21 protein-coding genes are annotated in these 21,592 nt (G+C 41.3%); 14 read left to right on the top strand and 7 right to left on the bottom strand.

What is annotated here, in order from left to right; translation table 11 throughout:
* Nucleotides 1-414 precede the first annotated feature (414 nt).
* Entirely contained in the window at nucleotides 415-1,116 is a 702-nt protein-coding gene (locus PROVRUST_RS16785; protein ID WP_006816094.1) for a FadR/GntR family transcriptional regulator, read from the top strand.
* Nucleotides 1,117-1,161: 45 nt separating this feature from the next.
* Nucleotides 1,162-2,550, top strand: coding sequence for a multidrug transporter subunit MdtD (mdtD, locus tag PROVRUST_RS16790; RefSeq protein ID WP_006816095.1), 1,389 nt, complete (start codon nucleotides 1,162-1,164; stop codon nucleotides 2,548-2,550).
* A gap of 3 nt (nucleotides 2,551-2,553) precedes the next feature.
* Here mdtD and rbsR read toward each other — a convergent pair whose 3' ends face one another.
* The 6 genes from rbsR to rbsD form a co-directional block, all read right to left on the bottom strand.
* Nucleotides 2,554-3,555 carry a ribose operon transcriptional repressor RbsR gene (rbsR, locus tag PROVRUST_RS16795; RefSeq protein ID WP_169305268.1) on the bottom strand — a complete coding sequence of 334 codons (1,002 nt, stop codon included), beginning with the start codon at nucleotides 3,553-3,555 and terminating at the stop codon, nucleotides 2,554-2,556.
* Between the two features lie 8 nt (nucleotides 3,556-3,563).
* Nucleotides 3,564-4,487, bottom strand: coding sequence for a ribokinase (gene rbsK, locus PROVRUST_RS16800; RefSeq protein WP_006816097.1), 924 nt, complete (start codon nucleotides 4,485-4,487; stop codon nucleotides 3,564-3,566).
* Nucleotides 4,488-4,590: 103 nt separating this feature from the next.
* Nucleotides 4,591-5,481: a ribose ABC transporter substrate-binding protein RbsB gene (rbsB, locus tag PROVRUST_RS16805; protein WP_006816098.1), complete on the bottom strand. Its 891-nt coding sequence runs from the start codon at nucleotides 5,479-5,481 to the stop codon at nucleotides 4,591-4,593.
* Between the two features lie 39 nt (nucleotides 5,482-5,520).
* Entirely contained in the window at nucleotides 5,521-6,483 is a 963-nt protein-coding gene (rbsC, locus tag PROVRUST_RS16810; protein ID WP_006816099.1) for a ribose ABC transporter permease, read from the bottom strand.
* Nucleotides 6,480-7,994, bottom strand: coding sequence for a ribose ABC transporter ATP-binding protein RbsA (gene rbsA, locus PROVRUST_RS16815; RefSeq protein ID WP_006816100.1), 1,515 nt, complete (start codon nucleotides 7,992-7,994; stop codon nucleotides 6,480-6,482). Before rbsA ends, rbsC begins: the two co-directional genes overlap by 4 nt.
* 7 nt (nucleotides 7,995-8,001) lie before the next feature.
* Nucleotides 8,002-8,421 carry a D-ribose pyranase gene (gene rbsD, locus PROVRUST_RS16820; protein ID WP_006816101.1) on the bottom strand — a complete coding sequence of 140 codons (420 nt, stop codon included), beginning with the start codon at nucleotides 8,419-8,421 and terminating at the stop codon, nucleotides 8,002-8,004.
* 380 nt (nucleotides 8,422-8,801) lie between these two features.
* Between rbsD and ravA the strand changes: the two genes are divergently transcribed.
* Nucleotides 8,802-10,316: an ATPase RavA gene (ravA, locus tag PROVRUST_RS16825; protein WP_006816102.1), complete on the top strand. Its 1,515-nt coding sequence runs from the start codon at nucleotides 8,802-8,804 to the stop codon at nucleotides 10,314-10,316.
* A gap of 2 nt (nucleotides 10,317-10,318) precedes the next feature.
* Nucleotides 10,319-11,776 carry an ATPase RavA stimulator ViaA gene (gene viaA / locus PROVRUST_RS16830; protein WP_006816103.1) on the top strand — a complete coding sequence of 486 codons (1,458 nt, stop codon included), beginning with the start codon at nucleotides 10,319-10,321 and terminating at the stop codon, nucleotides 11,774-11,776.
* Here viaA and asnA read toward each other — a convergent pair whose 3' ends face one another.
* Entirely contained in the window at nucleotides 11,777-12,769 is a 993-nt protein-coding gene (gene asnA, locus PROVRUST_RS16835; protein ID WP_039855812.1) for an aspartate--ammonia ligase, read from the bottom strand.
* A gap of 160 nt (nucleotides 12,770-12,929) precedes the next feature.
* Between asnA and asnC the strand changes: the two genes are divergently transcribed.
* From asnC to atpA, 10 genes are all read left to right on the top strand, one after another.
* Nucleotides 12,930-13,391, top strand: coding sequence for a transcriptional regulator AsnC (gene asnC / locus PROVRUST_RS16840; protein ID WP_006816106.1), 462 nt, complete (start codon nucleotides 12,930-12,932; stop codon nucleotides 13,389-13,391).
* A gap of 92 nt (nucleotides 13,392-13,483) precedes the next feature.
* Nucleotides 13,484-13,924, top strand: a complete 441-nt coding sequence (gene mioC, locus PROVRUST_RS16845) for an FMN-binding protein MioC (RefSeq protein ID WP_039855815.1) — start codon at nucleotides 13,484-13,486, stop codon at nucleotides 13,922-13,924.
* Between the two features lie 375 nt (nucleotides 13,925-14,299).
* Nucleotides 14,300-16,189: a tRNA uridine-5-carboxymethylaminomethyl(34) synthesis enzyme MnmG gene (gene mnmG / locus PROVRUST_RS16850; protein WP_006816108.1), complete on the top strand. Its 1,890-nt coding sequence runs from the start codon at nucleotides 14,300-14,302 to the stop codon at nucleotides 16,187-16,189.
* 1 nt (nucleotide 16,190) lies between these two features.
* The gene (gene rsmG / locus PROVRUST_RS16855; protein ID WP_006816110.1) at nucleotides 16,191-16,814 is read left to right on the top strand and encodes a 16S rRNA (guanine(527)-N(7))-methyltransferase RsmG; all 624 of its coding nucleotides are present in this window, start codon (nucleotides 16,191-16,193) and stop codon (nucleotides 16,812-16,814) included.
* Between the two features lie 590 nt (nucleotides 16,815-17,404).
* The gene (gene atpI, locus PROVRUST_RS16860; RefSeq protein WP_006816111.1) at nucleotides 17,405-17,779 is read left to right on the top strand and encodes a F0F1 ATP synthase subunit I; all 375 of its coding nucleotides are present in this window, start codon (nucleotides 17,405-17,407) and stop codon (nucleotides 17,777-17,779) included.
* A gap of 33 nt (nucleotides 17,780-17,812) precedes the next feature.
* Entirely contained in the window at nucleotides 17,813-18,631 is an 819-nt protein-coding gene (atpB, locus tag PROVRUST_RS16865; protein ID WP_006816112.1) for a F0F1 ATP synthase subunit A, read from the top strand.
* 46 nt (nucleotides 18,632-18,677) lie between these two features.
* Complete coding sequence (gene atpE, locus PROVRUST_RS16870; RefSeq protein ID WP_004393045.1) at nucleotides 18,678-18,917, top strand: F0F1 ATP synthase subunit C; 240 nt, start codon at nucleotides 18,678-18,680, stop codon at nucleotides 18,915-18,917.
* A gap of 58 nt (nucleotides 18,918-18,975) precedes the next feature.
* Entirely contained in the window at nucleotides 18,976-19,446 is a 471-nt protein-coding gene (gene atpF, locus PROVRUST_RS16875; protein ID WP_006660651.1) for a F0F1 ATP synthase subunit B, read from the top strand.
* 12 nt (nucleotides 19,447-19,458) lie between these two features.
* Nucleotides 19,459-19,992, top strand: a complete 534-nt coding sequence (gene atpH / locus PROVRUST_RS16880; protein WP_006816113.1) for a F0F1 ATP synthase subunit delta — start codon at nucleotides 19,459-19,461, stop codon at nucleotides 19,990-19,992.
* Nucleotides 19,993-20,006: 14 nt separating this feature from the next.
* On the top strand, nucleotides 20,007-21,548 hold the full coding sequence (gene atpA / locus PROVRUST_RS16885) for a F0F1 ATP synthase subunit alpha (RefSeq protein WP_006816114.1): 1,542 nt from the start codon (nucleotides 20,007-20,009) through the stop codon (nucleotides 21,546-21,548).
* The last annotated feature ends 44 nt before the right edge of the window (nucleotides 21,549-21,592 follow it).

The following is a 21,592-nucleotide window of genomic DNA, read 5'->3' on the forward strand; positions in this document are numbered from 1 at the left end:
TATTTTTTGTATAGTGTCTTGTGAGTGCCCACACAGATTGTCTGATAAATTGTTAAAGAGCGGTGCGACTTAATCTTTCGATTTTCGACGTCTAGGTCGTTGTCGCGAGGTGTTGTATACTACGTTTTTTATTTAGAAAGTCAAGTGATTATTTTCAACTATTTTCTTTCTCACCTCTGTTATCACGCGGGCTTCGAGGTTTTCTTCGAACCGGTTTATCGTGACAACGGATGCGCATTATAGGGAGCTGCCGAAATCTCGCAAGTGTTTTTTTGCATTTTTATTTTGTTCGCGTTTTTTTTAGCCAAATATGACTTATATCCCCAAATTACGACTGTTATTTGACTATTTCAGCAGCAATAATCCATTTACTCACGTAACATATTAACCATTAATATCGGTATGAGATGAATTATGGAATTGAGTAAACAGCAAAATGCATCACAAAAGAACCTTTCTTTTATCATTGCACAGAATCTTGGACAGCTAATATTAAAAGAAACCTATTTATCTGACTCAATTCTACCTAGTGAATTAGAACTATCTCAACAATTCAATGCTAGCCGTACAGCCATTAGGGAAGCCATTAAAATTTTAGCTGCAAAAGGAATGGTTCTAGCGCGCCCTAGAATTGGAACTCGCGTTATGCCTTCATCAAATTGGAATTTTCTCGATCAGGATTTACTACGTTGGTGGATTAATAGTGAAGAGCAGTCAGTAGTAATAAAACACTTTCAAGTCGTACGCCTTGCCATTGAGCCTCATGCTTGTTACCTAGCAGCACTAAACGCAACAAAAGAACAAAAACAATCGTTACAGTTATTGGCGAATGAAATGCTAGCGTTGTCCCAAGCATTTGATAAACAACAATGGGTAAAAGTCGATTATCGTTTTCATCTAACTATTTACCACGCTTGCTGTAATCCGTTTTTAGTTTCTTTTGCTAATTTGTTTAGGTCTGTGTATCAACTTTATTTTGATACGATCGCAGAGAATGGTGCAATAGAAGTTAATATTCATCAGCAACTCGCGGATGCTATTATCAACGGAGATAGTACCCAAGCACTCGATCTCTGCTATAAGTTATTAACAACGGTCAATAAAACACATCTATAGGACAGTCCTGCTCAATATACTTTTATCGATTAATATAGGTAACAGATGTTTAAAACAGCGAAAAACATGTCAGGCTTACCGTGGATTGCCGCAATGGCTTTTTTCATGCAAGCTCTCGATGCCACTATTTTAAATACGGCGCTGCCTGATATTGCCAAAAGCCTAAATCACTCTCCTTTAGCAATGCAGTCCGCCGTTGTTAGCTATACCTTAACCGTTGCTCTATTAATTCCCGTTAGCGGGTGGTTTGCAGACCGATTTGGTACTCGGCGCATTTTTATTATTGCTGTAACCTTATTTTCTCTCGGTTCTTTTTTGTGCGCGCTTTCACCATCATTAACTGTTTTGGTTATTTCACGCGTTATTCAAGGGATTGGCGGAGCCATGATGATGCCAGTTGCTCGTCTAGCATTAATACGAGCTTATCCACGCAGTGAACTATTGCCAATTTTAAATTTTGTCACTATTCCGGGATTGGTGGGTCCAATCTTAGGACCTTTACTCGGCGGGATTCTTGTTACCTATGCCACATGGCATTGGATATTTATTATTAATATTCCTATTGGTATTTTAGGTGTTTTTTATGCGTTGAAGCATATGCCTGATTTTAAAATGCCAAAACGTAAGTTTGATACCCTCGGGTTTATCCTATTTGGTTTAGGGCTAGTTATGTTATCGGTAAGCTTAGATTTATTTAGTGATAAATCGTTATCTAGCTATATACCTACCGCGATTGTCTTGGGCGGTTTTCTTTGTCTTCTTATATATATACTCCATGCAAGAAGAATTAAGCATGCCATTATTCCATTAAATCTATTTCGGACAAGAACCTTCTCGATAGGAATTACTGGTAATGTTGCTACTCGGCTAGGGACAGGAAGTATTCCATTTTTAATGCCATTAATGCTACAAGTTGGTTTTGGTTATGAAGCAGTGGTTGCAGGAATGATGATGGCACCTCTGGCAATTGGCTCTATTACTGCAAAATCAGCAGTCACAAAAATACTCTCTCGATTTGGGTATAGAAAAACGCTATTTACCGTCACTCTGATTATTGGATTAATGGTATCGCAGTTTTCTTTGCAATCACCAGATATGTCCATCTATCTGTTAGTAATTCCACTGTTTATCTTGGGTATGGTTATGTCGACCCAATTTACAGCGATGAATACCATTTGCTTAGCTGACTTAACAGATAACAACGCCAGTGCAGGAAATAGTATGTTGGCAGTAACTCAGCAGCTATCAATCAGCTTTGGGATTGCCGTGAGCGCAACCATTTTAAGTTTCTTTGATAACCAACCGGGAAGCAATGTCGTCGATAACTTCCATTACACATTTATCGCGATTGGTGCCATTACTCTAATTTCTGCATTTGTCTTTTTACTGCTCAGCAAAACTGATGGTGATAACTTAATTAAAGACAAAAAATAGTTATTAGCGTTTTTTTACGGATTGGCGCTCAATGAGTTTTGGTGTCAGGACTAAAACTGAAGGCTCTGCATCAGGGTTATCCATGCGGTGGATTAATTTATTCACCGCTTGTTGCCCCAATTCATCTTTAGGCTGATGCACGGTCGTTAATGGTGGGATCATATAAGAAGAGAGATCGATATCGTCATAGCCAATAATTGAGATATCTTCAGGGACTTTCATTCCTTTTTGGAAAATAGCTTGATAAGCGCCAACCGCCATCGCATCGTTACCAGCAAAAATAGCTTCCGGTGGATTCGGCAATTCCAGCAATTTATTCATGGATTCAAAGCCACCAGCAAACTCAAAATCACTAAAAATCACATATTCATCATGAACGTCTAGAGATGCGTGTTGCATAGCTTGAATGAAACCTTGATAACGTGCTCGTGCGGGGGATTTATCTTGAGGTCCCGCTATACAGGCAATACGAGAAAAACCTGCATCAATCAGATAACGGGTTGCAATTTCACCACCAAGGAATGAGTTATCTTGAATAACGTCCCCATCCAATTCAAAAGGTGACCAGTCCATCATCACCGTTGGCACAGAAGGATAACGGGAGAACACATTCTTTGATGGACCCTGCACTTCAGTACACATGATGAGTAACCCATCGACTCGTTTTTGCAATAAAGTTTCTAAGCTGTGATCCATACGCTGAAGATCACCTTCTGTATTACACAAAATCAAACTGTAACCCAATTCATAGCAACTACGTTCCACCCCACGCACAACTTCTGCAAAAAATGGGTTATTACTGGTTGTCAGTAACATGCCAATGGTATTGGTGCGATTCATTTTTAAACTTCGCGCTAATGCTGATGGCGCATAGTTGAGTTGCTCAATCGCACTTTTGACCCGTGAAGTTATACTCTCGCTAACATAGCGATTTTGATTGATAACGTGAGAAACGGTGGAGGTTGACACACCTGCAAGGCGTGCAACATCTTTCATTGTTGCCACAAATAATCCTATTGTTTTAGAAACTGTTCAATTTCATCACGCCATGGAACCGAAGGTTGCGCACCTGGACGAGTGACAGCAATCGCCGCAGCCGCATGAGCAAATACAATGGCATCTTCATCGGCCTTACCTTCAAGCAACGCGGTAACATAGGCGCCATTGAATGTATCACCTGCGGCAATCGTGTCCACCGCTTTCACTTTAAAGCAGGGAATTATTTTGCCTTGCTCGCCTTTTTGACTAAACCAAACCCCTCTAGCCCCCAATGTGATCATGACTTTGTGAATGCCTTTTTGATGTAACACCTGAGCAGCTTTCTGTGCGCCTTGCTCATCATTAACAGCAATCCCGGTTAAATACTCCGCTTCGGTTTCATTCGGGGTGATCACATCGACCAACGCGAGTAATGAATCAGGCAATGCTTGAGCGGGTGCAGGATTAAGGATCACTTGAGTCTGGTTTTTGCGTGCAATTTCTGCTGCCATCTGTACCGTTTCAATCGGTGATTCTAGCTGCATCAATAGTGCATCCGCATCGGTAATCTGTTGTTGATATGCAAATAATCTTTCCGTTGTGAGCTGACCATTTGCACCAGCATTGATGCCAATAATGTTTTCGCCTTGCTGATTAACATAAATCAGCGCTACACCGGTAGTTTCATTTTCGACAACATCGATACATTCAATATTGATCGCATCTTTTTGCAATTGTTTTTTGATGCTTGAACCAATGTCGTCATCACCCACACAGGCAATAAATGTTATGTCAGCGCCACTGCGTCCAGCCGCAACGGCTTGGTTTGCACCTTTACCGCCAAAAGCGACTTGATAATGGTCGCCCCTAACTGTTTCACCCGGTTGAGGAAACTGCTGCACATTCAAGATGTGGTCAACGTTGATACTACCTAGAACAACCAGTTTAGCTGCTGCCATCTCATTTATTTCCTTTTATATCCCAATAGAGAAAACCGCCGCTATCATTCACGGCGGTTTATCAATCTTCTTGTTTTATTACGGATTATTTTTTTATCACGGATTATTGTTTTACTACGAGTTCTAATTCAACAGGAACCGTTGCTTCCACTTTTTCGCCTTTTAATACTTTATCGGCGATCTGTACACCAACGATACCAATTTGGTCTGGACGTTGAGCAATTGTGGCGCCTAGTTTGCCACCTTGAACCGCTTTGATACCATCTGTAGTACCATCAAAACCGACAACCAGTACATCATCACGCCCTGAGGTTTGCAGCGCTCTTAACGCACCTAATGCCATTTCGTCATTTTGAGCAAATACCGCTTGAACTGCAGGATGTGCAGTTAATAGGTTTTGCATGACGTTTAAGCCTTTTGTTCTATCAAAATCTGCTGGCTGGCTCGCCAATATATTGAATTTATGTTCTTTTGCGCCAGTATTGAAACCTTCACCACGTTCACGTGCCGCTGAGGTTCCTGAAATCCCTTCAAGTTGAATTACTTTGGCATCATTGCCTGTTTTCTTAGCAATAAAGTCTGCTGCCATTTTTCCGCCCATACGGTTATCAGAAGCAACATGGCTAACAACATTACCTTTGTTAGCGGCACGGTCTAAAGTGATCACTGGGATATTGGCTTTATTTGCCATAATAATGGCATTCCCCACAGCATCAGAATCTGTTGGGTTGATTAACATGAGTTTAGTGCCACGCACAGTTAAATCTTGCACGTTTGCTAATTCTTTGGCCGGGTTATCTTGGGAATCTAAAACGATGAGTTCATAACCCAGTTTATCAGCTTCTTTCTGAGCGCTGTCCTTCATGGTCACAAAGAATGGGTTGTTCAGGGTAGAAATAACCAGAGCAATATTATCTTTCGCCATCGCATTAACACTAACGGTTGCACTCAGTGCAAATGCCGTAAACAGAGTCGCTAGTTTATTCAGTTTCATAAAATTATTCCTGTAATCATAGAGTCGGGGTAAGAGTTACTATTTTTTATTATCTACGAGCACTGCTAATAAAATCACCACTGCTTTCACAATCATTTGGTAGTTCGAAGAGATACCTAATAAGTTCAAACCATTATTTAAGAAACCCAAAATCAATGCACCAATCAAGGTTCCAACAATTCGCCCTTTACCACCAGCCAAGCTGGTACCACCAAGAACAACGGCAGCAATCGCGTCCAATTCATAACCATTACCTGCCATTGGTTGGGCAGATGATAGGCGAGCAACTTCAATCACACTGGCTAATGCCGCGAGTAATCCACACAGGGCATAAACCGCAATTTTAATACGGTCAACATTGATGCCGGATAAGCGAGTCGCTGATTCATTGCCACCTAGTGCATAAATATAACGACCTAAACGTGTGTGATGCAGTACATACCACGCTGCTGCAAACACAATAATCATTAACCAAACAGGGGTTGGGATACCAAATGGGCGACCAATACCAAACCAGCCAAATAGATCAGCGTTATCACTAAAGCCGGTATTGATTGGGCTTCCATCGGTATAAACACGAGTCACACCACGTAATAACAGCATCATCACTAATGTAGCGATAAACGCTTGCACCTTACCTTTTGCCACAATCACACCAGTACAAGCACCGATTGCTGCTCCCAGTGCTAATGCCCCAGCCACAGCAACCAAAGCATTCACATCAGCACTGACCATTGAGGCAGCAACAGCCCCCGTTAATGCCAGTAATGATCCCACTGATAAATCTATTCCTGAAGTCAGGATAACCAACGTCATCCCCACGGCCATAATGGCGTTAACCGAAGTTTGTTGAAGAATATTGAATAGGTTATTTACTGTGAAAAAATTGGGACTTAAGGTAGAAACAATCGCAATTAAGACTAATAGAGCGATAAGTGATTTTTGCTCCATTAACCATGCTTTGCTGAACCAGCGTTTTGATGATGCGGTTGTTGAACTCATGCTGTTAACTCCTGAACTGAGCCGTAATTTTTACCGACTGCGGCAGCCATTAAGGCTTCCTGCGTAGCTTCTTTGGCAGAGAATTCGCCGCTAATATGGCCTTCATGCATAACCAAAATGCGATCACTCATTCCAATAACTTCAGGCATTTCTGAAGAAACTAAAATGATACTCAGCCCTTCTTTTTTGAATTGATTGATTAATTGGTAGATTTCTTTTTTTGCCCCAACATCGACACCACGAGTGGGTTCATCGAGGATCAATACTTTTGGTCTAGTCATCAAACCACGTGCAATCGCTACTTTTTGTTGATTACCACCGGATAAGTGGCCAATGATTTGATCCATTGATGGGGTTTTAATATTAAATAGGCGGATAAAATCTCCAACGGTCATTTGCTCTTCGGCATGTTTTAAGCTTCCACCAAAACGACTAAAATAACGTAGTGCCGTTAATGACATATTCTCTTTGACTGACATTCCAAGCACTAATCCGTCCCGTTTACGGTCTTCAGAAATATAAACAATGCCATTATTCAAACCATCTTGTGGTGTTTTTAAGGTAATGGCTTTGCCTTCTAACAGAATGCTTCCCGATTTTTTTGGTGCTGCGCCGTAGATAATCTTCATTAGCTCAGTGCGCCCAGCGCCCATTAACCCAGAAATTCCTAATATTTCGCCACTTCGAAGCGCAAAGCTGGCATTACTCACACCGGGACCTGTAATATTTTCAATCTGTAAACGAACTTCACCGACAGGGACTTGAACGCGAGGATATTGATCTTCCAATTTACGCCCAACCATCATCTCAATCAGTTTTTCTTCTTCCAATTCATTAACCGGTTTTTCCCCAATGAATTGCCCATCTCGAAATACCGTCACATCATCACAAATCTCAAAGATCTCTTTTAAACGATGAGAGATATAAACGATCCCACAACCCTCGGATTTTAAATCTTCAATGACACGAAAGAGAGATGCAGTTTCGGTATCGGTTAATGCATCCGTTGGTTCATCCATGATGATAACTTGAGATTGGAAGCTGAGGACTTTTGCTATTTCCACCATTTGCTGCTCGCCAATAGACAATTCAGCAATAGTTTGGTGGCTGTCATAATCGAGATTCAGGCGTTTGAGCAATTTTTCCGACTCACTGAACATTTTTTTCCAGTCAATTTTGCCGAATTTATTCACAAACTCGCGCCCCAGAAAAATATTTTCAGCGATGGTTAATTCTGGAATCAGGTTGAGTTCCTGATGAATAATTCCAATACCAGCTTCTTGTGAGCTTTTAGGACCATTGAATGCCACCTCTTTACCGAGGTAGCGAATAGCGCCCGCATCTTTGCTGTAAATACCGGTTAGCACTTTCATCATGGTGGATTTACCTGCACCATTTTCGCCTACCAACGCCATCACTCTACCCGGGTAAACTTTTAATGCGGCACCAGAAAGCGCCTTTACACCAGGGAATGCTTTATCTATGCCGATAAGTTCTAATAAAGGTTGCATACTCACCTCAGAAGGTCACACCAGAACAAAGAATTACATTAGCGTATGGTGAACATTCCCCTGTTCTGATCACTGCTTTACTGCCATGCGTTATCTGTTTAAAATTTTCATGGCTGCAATAGACAACTTCGATGTGATTTCCTTGTACTACTTCTAATTCCTGAAGGTGAGCTAAAATTTCACGTTCCATTTGTGGGTTAATCTTACTAATTTCCTCAGCCAGAATGGCTTTTTCTACCTGCATCTCTTGGGTAGTGACTCGCAAAACAGACATAAAATCAGGTAAGCCATGTGTCACAGCGAGGTCAATACGCTCAGCACTAGCAGGAATAGGTAATCCGGCATCAGCAAGGGTGATGTGATCGGTATGCCCTAATTTAGCAATCACAGAGGCTATATTTGAGTTGAGCAGTATCCCTTTTTTCATTCATCACCACCGTTTTTTAATTCTGATGTTGTTTCGTTCCCTACGAGCGAAACGTTTCGCTCATAGAATAATAGTAAAGAATAGTCACAACTCAATATTCTTATCTCGGTTTTGTGATCATTATCGAAACGTTTCGTTGGCTTTATTTAAGTAAGAAAAAAGTAACTTATTGAATAAGTTATAGCTGAATCGTTTTTATTACTTTTCCGAGTAACTTATCAATGAGTAAAGATTTATTGTCTTTTATGCCAAATAACATCAAAGAAAAATAATAAAACTGATTGCACAATCAATAAAAGGACAGATAACCTAGCAATAGATTGGTTATTAACCATCACCCTCTAACCCCTTGATGCGTAATTTAGAGAAAAGGACTCCATATGCAATTAGCCGAACGAATAGCCCAATTAAGCAACTACCTTGAAGGTGGCTTATATGAACGACAGCAAGCTATTCGTTTATGTTTGCTCGCAACGCTCAGTGGAGAGAGTGTTTTTCTCTTGGGCCCCCCAGGTATTGCAAAAAGTTTAATTGCTAGACGAATGAAATTTGCCTTTCGCCGAGCAAATGCCTTTGAATACCTAATGACAAGATTTTCGACGCCAGAAGAGATTTTTGGCCCACTCTCCATTCAAGCCTTAAAAGATGAAGGCCGTTATGAGCGTTTGACCAAAGGTTATTTGCCCGATGCCGAAGTCGTCTTTCTTGATGAAATCTGGAAAGCGGGTCCAGCAATTTTAAATACACTATTGACCGCAATTAATGAGCGCAAATTTCGTAATGGAGATGAGGAAAAATCAATTCCCATGCGCCTATTGGTCACCGCATCCAATGAACTTCCAGATGCAGATAATAGCCTTGAAGCATTATTTGATAGAATGCTGCTGCGAATTTGGTTAGATAAAGTTCAAGAAAAGCAAAATTTTCGCGCATTACTCACAGGAAAATCACAGCAAGAAGATAATTTGGTACCCGATCACTTAAAAATCAGCGATGAAGAATACCAAGAGTGGCAAAAAGAAATCCCAAAAATATCGCTGCCCGATCACTGTTTTGAGCTAATTTACCAATTACGCCAGCAGATTGATGCGACCGAAAAAAATCTCTATGTCTCTGATCGGCGTTGGAAAAAAGCAGTATCCCTACTGCAAGCGAGCGCATTTTTTAACGGTCGCAGTGCTGTATCACCACTGGATATCGTGCTACTTAAAGATTGTTTATGGCATGACATGCAATCAATGAATTTGTTACCGCAATTAATTAAATCGTTGATACAAGAAGATGGTTGGCAGCAACGTAAATTTGCGAGAGAAATTGAGCAAGTTTACCAGCAATGGATGTCATCCACCCAAGATCAAAATAACCAAGATGCCTTTAAAGTAAATAAAAATAATGCAATGTTTGCTCGAAAAGCTTCTTATGTCCTACCTGAAAATATCAGCGAAGGACGCGTCACCTTATTTTTGCATCGTCCATTACAACTGCACAATATGAAAGTGACCTTTATTACTACCGATAAAAAATCACTGGTTAATTTCTTAAGTAAAGGTACAACATTGTCTGCACATCTCAACGGGATTGGTTTTGCTCAAGAACTAGCCGCTGAGGTGAATAATTTAAACCAAATCCAATTATTAGATGTCAGTCACCAAGTATCAACCCTTTATCTTCAAGATAAAAACACCCTGAGCCCCACGGTAAATAATAAAGAGTGGCTCGATAAATTAGACACTATCCATAGTGCTATCCAAGAAGCTAAATACCAATTTGAGAAACAGCAACCTAACTTATTTATCGAACCCCATTGGCTGGCGGACGTCGAACAGAGCTTTATCAAACTATCCGATAAATTAACTCAGTTACGTAATCAAATTATCGGAAAAACGGCGAATTAATTATGATGAGTTTAGCGACCCTAGAATTGTTGCTTTCCGTTAATGAAAGCCAATTAATAGAAGAAATTATCATTTCTCTTCTCGCGACTCCTCAGTTGGCCGTATTTTTTGAAAAACACCCTCGCTTAAAAAAAGCACTGTTAAAAGATTTATCGGGTTGGAAAAAAGATCTTAAACAGAAACTGCAAGATGCATTAGTTCCTCAACAACTCTCTGAAGAATTTGGTCTGTATCAAAAATCATTAGGGATATCTACTGACGCATTTTTTACCCAACTACCTTCGATTATAGAAAAGCTGGAACAATTAGATTCCCCTTTTTATCGAGAAGCAAACCAGCTGCAACAAGGCAAAATTGAAAACCGCAGTGCACGGCAATCTTTAATTGTACAGCGCTGGCGAGTTAGTCTAATTTTACAAGTGACCACCTTACATAAAGAGTTACTAGAACAAGAAAAAGAGCAATTACTTGCTGAACTACAAAGGCGCTTAGCTCTCAGTGGTAATTTGGAAGATATCCTAGGGGAAAATGAACGCTCATCGGGACGCTTATGGGACTTAAGCAAAGGATTGAATAATCCAGCCTCTTATAATGAGCCACTGATTTCTCGTTATAGTGAATTTTTACGTCAGCAACCTGAATTAGAAAAAATTGCCCAGTTGCTAGGACGTAGTCAATCCGCAAAATCTATTCTGGATGACAATGTAATTCTCGAGCCCATGACTATCATGGAAAAAGTCCCAGAAACAGTGCCAGAGCAAGTCGATGGCTTAAATCAAAGCGATGATATTCTGAGGCTTTTGCCCGCCGAATTGGCTATGTTGGGTATTGAGGATATTGAGTTTGAGTTTTATCGTAAACTTCTTGAAAAACAGTTACTCACTTATCGCCTGCAAGGTGAAAGCTGGCAAGAGAGAAAAGTTTTACGTCCAGTCACTCATCATCAACATGAAGAGCAACCTAGAGGACCATTCGTGGTCTGTATTGATACATCCGGTTCGATGGGTGGACTAAATGAACGCTGTGCAAAAGCATTTTGCCTCGCGTTAATGAAAATTGCACTTGCAGATAACCGCTCTTGCCATGTGATGCTGTTTTCTACCGAAATTGTCCACTACGATTTATTATCTGCGGATGGTCTTGAACAATGTATGCGTTTTTTACATCAAACTTTTCGCGGGGGAACAGATTTAGCGTCTTGTTTACGGGAAACAACTGTAAAGTTAGAATCAAAACAATGGAGTGACGCCGATGCGGTGGTGATTTCAGATTTTGTCGCCCAGCGTTTGCCAGATGAATTAGTTCAGAAGATAAAATCCCTTCAGAAAGTTGGTAAATACCGCTTCCATGCGGTATCTGTATCAAACTATGGGAAACCCGGGATCATGAAGATATTCGACCATATCTGGCGTTTTGATACCGGGTTAAAGAGCCGACTATTACGGCGCTTCAGTCGCTAATTACAGCATATCTTCGACAGATTCAGCCATTTCAGGTGACCATACGCCACACTGTACTTGACCAATATGCTGACGTTGTAGCAGCAACATCACTAAACGAGACTGACCAATACCACCACCGATGGATTGTGGCATTTCGCCTGCTACGAGGGCTTTGTGCCATTCAAGCTCCATACGTTTCTCATCACCCGTTAACCCAAGCTGGCGAGTTAAACACTCAGGGCTAACTCGGATACCCATTGAAGAGATTTCAAATGCATCTTGTAAAATAGGGTTCCAAACAATGATGTCACCGTTTAAGCCTTTGAGGCCATCTTCGTTGACAGTAGTCCAGTCATCATAATCTGGAGCACGTACATCATGAGATTCACCGCTAGATAATTTGCCACCGATACCAATTAAGAATACTGCACCAAATTCTTTAGCAATTGCGCGCTCGCGACCTTTTGCATCGAGACCAGGGTAACGCTGAAGTAACTCTTCACTGTGGATAAAGTGAATTTGATCTGGCAGGAACGGTGCCAGACCAAATTCTTTACTTACGGCAGCTTCTGTTTCTTTTATTGCCTTGTAGATTTTACCCACTGTCTGTTTCAGATAAGGAAGGTTACGCTCCTCATCTGCCATCACTTTTTCCCAATCCCACTGATCAACATAAACAGAATGGATTGGGGTTAAGCGATCCTCGTCCGGACGTAACGCTTTCATATGAGTGTACAAACCTTGACCTTTACTAAAACCAAAACGACCTAACGTTTTACGTTTCCATTTAGCCAAAGAGTGAACGACTTCAAACGTTGCATCTGGGATTGATTTCACTTTTACCTGAACAGCTTTTTCGCAGCCTGATAAGTTATCTTGAGTACCGTCACCTAAGCGACTTAGGATCGGACCTTGAACTTCAATTAAGCCAAGCTCTTTTTCAAGTAAACGTGAGAAATAAGATTTAACAAAACTAATTTGTTGCTGATGTTCGATGAATGACTTGTCCATAAATATACCCATAGTTTGTTTGCTGTATTAGCCGATGTATAGATTAAGCAACAAAACGAGGTATAAATTCAATATGCACTACAAAAAAAAGCCTTTATTGTTTATTTTAATTAAAAATAGGGTTATAAAAATGAATATTCATCAAAATGGAGACTAATTTATGCCTGAAAATTATCAAATCGATAATCTCGATCGTGACATACTTCACGAATTAATGGCCAATGCGCGTATTCCTTACGCTGAACTTGCTAAAAAATTCTCCGTTAGTCCCGGCACAATTCATGTACGGGTTGAAAAAATGAAGCAGGCGGGGATCATTAATGGTACCCGAATTGATATCAGTGCTAAGCGTTTAGGTTTTGATGTGTGCTGCTTTATTGGCATCATTTTAAAAAGTGCGAAAGATTATCATACCGCACTAAAAAAATTAGATGCTTTAGAGGAAGTCGTTGAAGTCTATTATACAACGGGGCAATACAGCATCTTTATTAAGGTCATGTGTCGATCGATTGATTCACTACAAGATGTACTTATCAACAAAATACAGACCATCGATGAAATACAATCCACAGAAACGCTGATCTCCTTGCAAAACCCGATCATGCGAACGATTAAGCCTTAGAAAAAAAAGTTATATAACCACATTATCCACAGGTAGATCCCAGCTCATTCACAGCGTACAATAGCGCCCAATGTATGCGAAAGAGAATCACCATGACAAAAATAACCTTAATTAGTGGCAGTACAATGGGCAGTGCCGAATATGTTGCAGAGCATATGGCAGAGATTTTAGAAGAACTCGGCTATGAAACAGATGTACAACACGGCCCTGAACTTGATGATCTACCTCTTGAAGGGTTATGGCTGGTGGTCAGCTCAACGCATGGAGCTGGTGATCTCCCTGAAAATATCCAACCTCTCGCTGAAGCTATCCAAGCGAAATCACCTGATCTTAGTAAGATCAAATATGGTGCAGTAGGAATTGGCAGCTCTGAATATGATACTTTCTGTGGCGCGATCCACACTCTAGATACTTTATTGCAAGATAAAGGCGCTAAAAGGATCGGCAATTGTTTTGAAATTGATGTTCAGCAACACGAAATTCCTGAAGATCCCGCTGGTGTTTGGGTTAAAATTTGGGCAAACGAACTCTGATTTGTGCAAAATACAAGCAGTCAGCTGTGGATAACTACGGTAAGATCATGGTATTAACCGGTAGTTATCCAGAATATAAGTTTTAGGGCGATCTTGCCCTGTGCATAAGTACCCATTTTGATCCCAGCTTATACGCAATAGGATCACGGATCATTCACAGTATATGATCCTTTACACTTTAATGATCTTTAACGTGAAAAATCACTTATCCACAGAAACAGTCGATCCTAATAGTAGATCTAATAAAGAGATCTTTAAAAAAAAAGATCTTTATATTATAAGGGTGGGAAGCCAAGGGTTGGTCTCTCCTGCAAACTTGAGTAGAATTCATTTCCCAAATGCACAGTTAGCATTTTCTAACGTTAAGGTTCACACATGTTTTATCCAGAGCAATTTGACGTCATCGTAATTGGTGGTGGTCATGCCGGTACTGAGGCAGCAATGGCAGCTGCACGTATGGGGCGTCAAACCCTATTACTGACTCACAATATTGATACATTGGGCCAGATGTCTTGCAACCCAGCCATCGGTGGGATCGGTAAGGGACATCTGGTAAGAGAAATTGATGCCCTCGGTGGCTTAATGGCTACTGCAACAGACAAAGCCGGTATCCAATTTAGAACACTCAATGCAAGCAAAGGGCCTGCAGTTCGTGCAACTCGCGCACAAGCAGACCGAGTGCTATACCGACAAGCCGTTAGAACAGCATTAGAAAATCAACCTAACCTCATGATCTTCCAACAACCTGTTGAAGATCTGATAGTTGAAAATAATCGAGTAACCGGTGCTGTTACTCGCATGGGATTGAAATTTAAAGCTAAATCTGTGGTATTAACCGTAGGTACTTTCCTTGATGGAAAAATTCATATCGGTTTAGAAAACTACAGCGGCGGTCGTGCTGGTGATCCACCCGCTATTTCTCTTTCTCAGCGTTTAAGAGAATTACCATTACGTGTAAATCGTTTAAAAACAGGGACGCCACCGAGAATCGATGCAAGAACTATCGATTTTAGCCAACTAGCTCAACAGCTAGGTGATGACCCAATGCCTGTGTTTTCATTTTTAGGTTCACAAGAGCAGCATCCACAACAAGTGCCTTGCTATATCACCTATACCAATGAACAAACACATGAAGTGATCCGCAACAATTTAGATCGTAGCCCAATGTATGCAGGGATCATCGAAGGGATCGGTCCTCGTTACTGCCCTTCAATTGAAGACAAAGTTATGCGGTTTGCAGATAAAAACGCTCACCAGATCTTCTTAGAACCTGAAGGCCTAACAAGCAATGAGATCTATCCAAACGGGATCTCCACCAGCTTACCATTTGATGTTCAAATGAAAATTGTTCATTCCATGAAGGGAATGGAAAATGCGAGGATCGTCCGTCCTGGTTATGCCATAGAATATGATTTCTTTGACCCAAGGGATCTGAAACAAACACTCGAAAGTAAATTTATTGAAGGCCTGTTCTTTGCGGGACAAATTAACGGGACTACTGGTTATGAGGAAGCTGCTGCTCAAGGCTTACTTGCTGGTCTGAATGCGGCACAACATGCATTTGATTTAGAAGGTTGGTTCCCACGTCGTGACCAAGCCTATGTTGGTGTTCTTGTAGATGACCTTTGTACATTAGGTACCAAAGAACCGTACCGCATGTTTACCTCTCGTGCTGAATATCGCCTGATGCTACGTGAAGATAACGCTGATTTACGTCTGACTGAAAAAGGCCGTGAACTTGGATTAGTGGATGATGTTCGTTGGGAGCACTTCAATCGTAAAGTTGAAATGATTGAAAAAGAGCGTCAACGCTTAAAAGATATTTGGGTTCACCCAAAATCAGACAACCACGAAGAAATTGACCAAATACTCAGCGTGCCGTTATCCAAAGAAGCGAACGGTGAAGATTTACTGCGTCGCCCAGAAATGACGTATCAAATGCTGACCTCACTCAACTTATTTGCACCTGGTGTCGAAGATCCACAAGCGGCTGATCAAGTAGAGATCCAAGTCAAATACGAAGGTTATATTGCCCGTCAGCAAGAAGAGATCGAACGCCAGCTGCGTAATGAAAATACGCTACTACCTGTAGATTTGGATTACAAACAAGTAAAAGGATTATCTAACGAGGTGATGGCTAAATTAAATGACCATAAACCGACCTCAATTGGCCAAGCATCTCGTATATCAGGTATTACACCAGCGGCAATCTCCATCTTGTTAGTCTGGTTGAAAAAACAAGGCATGTTACGTCGGAGCGCATAATATGGATTTAATTGCAAAACTGACCAAGCTATTAGCTAAAACAGATATCATACTGACTGAAAAGCAAAAACAGCAGTTAGTAGATTATGTTGGTTTACTGAATAAGTGGAACAAAGCGTACAATTTAACGTCGGTACGTGACCCAGAATTAATGCTCGTTCGTCACATCATGGATAGCATCGTCGTGAACGATCATCTTAAGGGTTATAAATTTATCGACGTAGGAACCGGTCCAGGGCTCCCTGGCGTTCCGTTAGCCATTGTGCGACCAGATTCCCACTTTGTGTTGTTGGACAGCTTAGGGAAGCGTATACGCTTCTTAAAACAGGTTCAGCATGAACTCGGTTTAAATAATATTGAACCTGTTCAGGCTCGAGTTGAGGAATATCCCGTTAAAGACGGATTTGATGGTGTCATTAGTCGAGCCTTTGCTTCATTAAATGACATGTTGAGTTGGTGTCACCATCTCCCGGCAGAAGAAGGGCGTTTTTATGCTTTGAAAGGGGTTGTTCGTGATGAAGAACTGGCTGGTTTACCTGATGGCTTTGAAATTGAATCGATCATTGAACTAAAAGTTCCTGAACTAAATGAGCAGCGTCACTTAGTTAAGTTATTAAAAAAATAACGTATTCTCGACAAAGTTATTTTATCTTTTAGAGCGATAGCCGTACATTTACAATGTTACGGCTATTTTTATATTAGCGTTAATATTAATTGATTTAAATTTACTTAATATTTACATCTTGATAACTAATAACGATCAAATATAAAAATAAAAGACTCTTAAACTAATATTATAACTAAATCGTTTTAGCTAATTTAAATAGTTAATAATGAAATGTTTGATTTATTGCACGATTTCTTAGTTTAAAAAATAACTAATTTAATTATTTGATTTACTGCTGAAAAATAGAATTCTAACCTGATAAACAGTGAGGTTATTAATCAATAGATTAATATTTGTTGTGATCTTAATCACATAAAGTTATTTTTAAGCAACCAATCGTTAATAAATTATTAGTTTCATCTGTGTTAATTCTGCGCTATCTCGAAAAAATTAAATATTTATTCACCTTTTCGCTACTTACTGATTGAATTCATTTCGCCTGCCCGTATAATTTGCTCGTTTTTGTCTCTTGACACATTTAAGCAAAGGCAGTTTTATACAACACTTAGCGTTTCTTAGGCTGAGAAGAGCTGGGAGTACACAAAGTTATGTCTGTTTCTCTTTATGGCGGTAATGCGATTAAGCAACTGTCTATTCAGTTAATAACTTTTGTAATCCTCAGTGGGGCTTTCTGTGCAAATAGTATAGAATGGGGAGCCTCTGCTCTTGCTGGCGGGTTAGCATGCTGGTTACCCAATGTCGTATTTATGCTACTAACACGCTTTCAAAAAGCAAAAGAAGAGGATGAACCTGTCCGCATTGCCTGGTTCTTTGCATTAGGAGCAGGGTTAAAGGTTGTTACAACTATAACTGTCTTAGTTGTTGCTTTTGGTGTGTTTAAAGCGTCACTAACACCACTGGGTTTGACCTATTTAGCGGTGCTGATTGTTCAGATTGTTGCACCAGCCGTTGTAAAACGGTAAGCATTTTTAAACTACAAAAGGGTAAGAGGCATCATGTCTGCATCAGGAGAAGTGATGACTACAAATGAGTATATAAGTCACCATCTGAGGAATCTTCAGTTGGACTTACGTACCTTTGAGTTGGTCGATCCCCACGCTAGTCCAACGTTTTGGACGTTAAACATTGACTCGCTTTTTTTCTCTGTAGTTCTCGGGGCTCTGTTCCTGTGGCTATTTAGAAGAGTTGCGGCCAATGCGACTAGTGGCGTACCCGGTAAGTTACAGACTGCAATAGAACTGATCATTGGTTTCGTTGATAACTCAGTCCGTGATATGTATCACGGGAAGAGCAAAGTTATTGCCCCTCTGGCATTAACGGTGTTCGTCTGGGTATTTTTAATGAACCTGATGGATTTACTCCCAATCGATTTCCTTCCTTACATAAGTGAACATTATTTAGGGTTACCTGCTCTGCGTGCAGTACCGACAGCAGACGTGAGTGTGACTTTATCTATGGCGGTTGGTGTGTTTATCCTAATAATCTTTTACAGCATCAAGATGAAAGGAATTGGCGGATTCACGAAAGAGCTCACAATGCAGCCTTTCAATCATCCGATCTTTATCCCTGTAAACTTGATTCTTGAAGGGGTTAGCCTGCTGTCAAAACCTGTATCACTCGGTCTGCGACTGTTTGGTAACATGTATGCAGGTGAATTGATCTTTATTCTTATCGCGGCTCTGCTTCCGTGGTGGTCACAGTGGTTGTTAAGCCTGCCTTGGGCTATCTTCCACATACTGATTATTACGCTACAAGCCTTTATTTTTATGGTTCTGACTGTTGTCTATCTGTCGATGGCTTCTGAAGAGCACTAATTTAACTATCAATAATTGTATTAACTGAAACAAACTGGAGACTGTCATGGAAAACCTGAATATGGATCTGCTGTACATGGCTGCCGCTATTATGATGGGTTTAGCGGCGATCGGTGCTGCGATCGGTATCGGCATCCTAGGTGGTAAATTTTTAGAAGGCGCTGCTCGTCAGCCAGATTTAATCCCTCTGCTGCGTACACAGTTCTTTATCGTAATGGGTCTGGTAGATGCTATTCCGATGATTGCTGTAGGTCTGGGCTTGTATGTAATGTTCGCTGTTGCCTAATTAGCGTTACGGAACACATTAAGAACATTAACTCACTAATAAATAAGAGGTATTGTCTGTGAATCTGAATGCAACAATCCTCGGCCAGGCTATCGCGTTTGTCCTGTTTGTTTTGTTCTGTATGAAGTATGTATGGCCACCAATTATGGCGGCCATTGAAAAACGTCAGAAAGAAATTGCTGACGGTTTATCTTCCGCAGAACGTGCTAAAAAGAACCTGGAACTGGCGCAAACCGACGCAACCGACCGACTGAAAAAAGCGAAAGCTGAAGCACAAGTCATCATCGAGCAAGCGAATAAACAACGCACTCAAATGATTGATGAAGCTAAAGCAGAAGCTGAAGCAGAACGTGCAAAAATCGTAGCACAAGCGCAAGCTGAAATTGATGCTGAGCGTAAACGTGCACGTGAAGAGTTACGTAAACAGGTTGCGATGCTTGCTATCGCAGGTGCCGAGAAGATCATCGAACGTTCCGTGGATGAAGCTGCTAACAGCGACATCGTTGATAAACTAGTCGCTGAACTGTAAGGAGGGAGGGGCATGTCTGAAATTGCTACTGTAGCTCGCCCCTACGCCAAAGCAGCTTTTGACTTTGCTGTGGAAAACCAAGCTGTTGCGAGCTGGCAGAATATGCTGGCCTTCACCGCTGAGGTGACGCGCAATGAACAGGTTGGTGAGCTGCTTTCTGGTTCTATTGCACCAGAAACATTAGCTAAAACGTTTATCTCTGTTTGTGGGGATGAAATTGACGAGCATGTTCAAAATCTGATTCGTGTCATGGCTGAAAATGGTCGTTTGACGACTTTACCAGAAGTATTAGCTCAATTTATTCAATTGCGCGATGCACTGGAATCAACTGTTGAAGTTGATGTTCTTTCTGCTAACGAACTGAGTGAACAGCAGTCAGCTAAAATTTCTGCCGCGATGGAAAAACGTCTGTCACGCAAAGTTAAGCTGAATTGCAAAATTGACAAGTCTGTTATTGCTGGAGTGATCATTCGTGCTGGAGACCTCGTCATTGATGGGAGTATCCGCGGTCGCTTAGAGCGTTTAACTGACGTCTTGCAGTCTTAAGGGGACTGGAGCATATGCAACTGAATTCCACCGAAATCAGCGAACTGATCAAACAGCGTATTGCTCAGTTCGATGTTGTGAGTGAAGCTCACAATGAAGGTACGATTGTATCCGTTAACGACGGTATCATTCGTATTCACGGTTTAGCCGAAGTCATGCAGGGTGAGATGATCGCACTGCCTGGCAACCGTTACGCAATTGCACTGAACTTAGAGCGTGACTCTGTTGGTGCGGTTGTAATGGGTCCTTATGCTGACTTAGCAGAAGGCATGAAAGTTAAATGTACAGGTCGTATTCTTGAAGTTCCAGTAGGCCGTGGTCTGCTAGGACGTGTAGTGAATACTCTGGGTCAACCAATTGATGGTAAAGGTCCTGTTGAGCACGATGGCTTCTCTCCTGTAGAAGTTATTGCTCCGGGCGTTATCGAACGTCAATCAGTTGATCAACCAGTACAGACTGGTTATAAATCAGTCGATGCGATGATTCCAATCGGCCGTGGTCAGCGTGAGCTTATCATCGGTGACCGTCAAACTGGTAAAACAGCTCTGGCGATCGATGCAATCATCAACCAGCGTGATTCTGGCATCAAATGTGTTTACGTTGCTATCGGTCAGAAAGCATCTACGATTTCTAACGTAGTACGTAAACTCGAAGAACACGGCGCTCTGGAAAATACCATTGTTGTTGTTGCTACTGCATCTGAATCAGCTGCATTGCAATACTTAGCACCATACTCTGGTTGTGCGATGGGTGAATATTTCCGTGACCGTGGTGAAGATGCTCTGATTGTTTATGATGACCTGTCTAAACAGGCTGTTGCATACCGTCAGATTTCACTGTTGCTGCGTCGTCCACCAGGACGTGAAGCATACCCAGGTGATGTTTTCTATCTGCATTCACGTTTACTTGAGCGTGCTGCTCGTGTTAACGCTGACTACGTAGAAGCATTCACTAAAGGTGAAGTGAAAGGTCAAACCGGTTCATTGACTGCTCTGCCAATCATTGAAACCCAAGCGGGTGACGTTTCTGCATTCGTACCAACAAACGTAATTTCGATTACTGATGGTCAGATCTTCCTGGAATCTAACCTGTTTAACTCTGGTATTCGTCCAGCGGTTAACCCGGGTATTTCAGTATCTCGTGTTGGTGGTGCTGCTCAGACTAAAATCATTAAGAAACTGTCTGGTGGTATCCGTACCGCACTGGCTCAATACCGTGAACTGGCAGCTTTTGCTCAGTTTGCTTCCGACCTCGATGACGCAACTCGTAAACAGTTGAGCCATGGTCAGAAAGTAACTGAATTGCTGAAACAGAAACAGTATGCACCAATGTCAGTAGCAGAGCAGGCACTGTCTCTGTTTGCTGCAGAACGTGGATATCTGGACGATGTTGAGTTGGCTAAAATTTGTGCATTTGAAGAAGCGTTAGTTTCATTTGCACAGCGCGAGCATGCTGACCTTATGAACGAAATTGGCCTGGCTGGTAAATACAATGATGATATCGAAGCTAAGTTGAATAAACTGCTCGAATCATTCAAAGCCACCCAGTCCTGGTAATACTATTCGGCCCGTGAATTTTTATGGGCCGTCTGGTTAATAAG

The organism is Providencia rustigianii DSM 4541 (assembly GCF_000156395.1).
In the GTDB taxonomy this organism is placed as follows: domain Bacteria; phylum Pseudomonadota; class Gammaproteobacteria; order Enterobacterales; family Enterobacteriaceae; genus Providencia; species Providencia rustigianii.

What these genes read in the sequence shown, in the direction of transcription:
- mdtD (WP_006816095.1), top strand. Translation starts at nt 1,162, where the DNA reads ATGTTTAAAACAGCGAAAAACATGTCAGGCTTACCGTGGATTGCCGCA.
- viaA (WP_006816103.1), top strand. Translation starts at nt 10,319, where the DNA reads ATGATGAGTTTAGCGACCCTAGAATTGTTGCTTTCCGTTAATGAAAGC.
- rbsA (WP_006816100.1), bottom strand. Translation starts at nt 7,994, where the DNA reads ATGCAACCTTTATTAGAACTTATCGGCATAGATAAAGCATTCCCTGGT.
- rbsD (WP_006816101.1), bottom strand. Translation starts at nt 8,421, where the DNA reads ATGAAAAAAGGGATACTGCTCAACTCAAATATAGCCTCTGTGATTGCT.
- mioC (WP_039855815.1), top strand. Translation starts at nt 13,484, where the DNA reads ATGACAAAAATAACCTTAATTAGTGGCAGTACAATGGGCAGTGCCGAA.
- rbsB (WP_006816098.1), bottom strand. Translation starts at nt 5,481, where the DNA reads ATGAAACTGAATAAACTAGCGACTCTGTTTACGGCATTTGCACTGAGT.
- mnmG (WP_006816108.1), top strand. Translation starts at nt 14,300, where the DNA reads ATGTTTTATCCAGAGCAATTTGACGTCATCGTAATTGGTGGTGGTCAT.
- atpE (WP_004393045.1), top strand. Translation starts at nt 18,678, where the DNA reads ATGGAAAACCTGAATATGGATCTGCTGTACATGGCTGCCGCTATTATG.
- atpH (WP_006816113.1), top strand. Translation starts at nt 19,459, where the DNA reads ATGTCTGAAATTGCTACTGTAGCTCGCCCCTACGCCAAAGCAGCTTTT.
- atpA (WP_006816114.1), top strand. Translation starts at nt 20,007, where the DNA reads ATGCAACTGAATTCCACCGAAATCAGCGAACTGATCAAACAGCGTATT.
- ravA (WP_006816102.1), top strand. Translation starts at nt 8,802, where the DNA reads ATGCAATTAGCCGAACGAATAGCCCAATTAAGCAACTACCTTGAAGGT.
- asnC (WP_006816106.1), top strand. Translation starts at nt 12,930, where the DNA reads ATGCCTGAAAATTATCAAATCGATAATCTCGATCGTGACATACTTCAC.
- PROVRUST_RS16785 (WP_006816094.1), top strand. Translation starts at nt 415, where the DNA reads ATGGAATTGAGTAAACAGCAAAATGCATCACAAAAGAACCTTTCTTTT.
- rbsK (WP_006816097.1), bottom strand. Translation starts at nt 4,487, where the DNA reads ATGGCAGCAGCTAAACTGGTTGTTCTAGGTAGTATCAACGTTGACCAC.
- asnA (WP_039855812.1), bottom strand. Translation starts at nt 12,769, where the DNA reads ATGGACAAGTCATTCATCGAACATCAGCAACAAATTAGTTTTGTTAAA.
- rbsC (WP_006816099.1), bottom strand. Translation starts at nt 6,483, where the DNA reads ATGAGTTCAACAACCGCATCATCAAAACGCTGGTTCAGCAAAGCATGG.
- atpI (WP_006816111.1), top strand. Translation starts at nt 17,405, where the DNA reads ATGTCTGTTTCTCTTTATGGCGGTAATGCGATTAAGCAACTGTCTATT.
- rsmG (WP_006816110.1), top strand. Translation starts at nt 16,191, where the DNA reads ATGGATTTAATTGCAAAACTGACCAAGCTATTAGCTAAAACAGATATC.
- atpB (WP_006816112.1), top strand. Translation starts at nt 17,813, where the DNA reads ATGTCTGCATCAGGAGAAGTGATGACTACAAATGAGTATATAAGTCAC.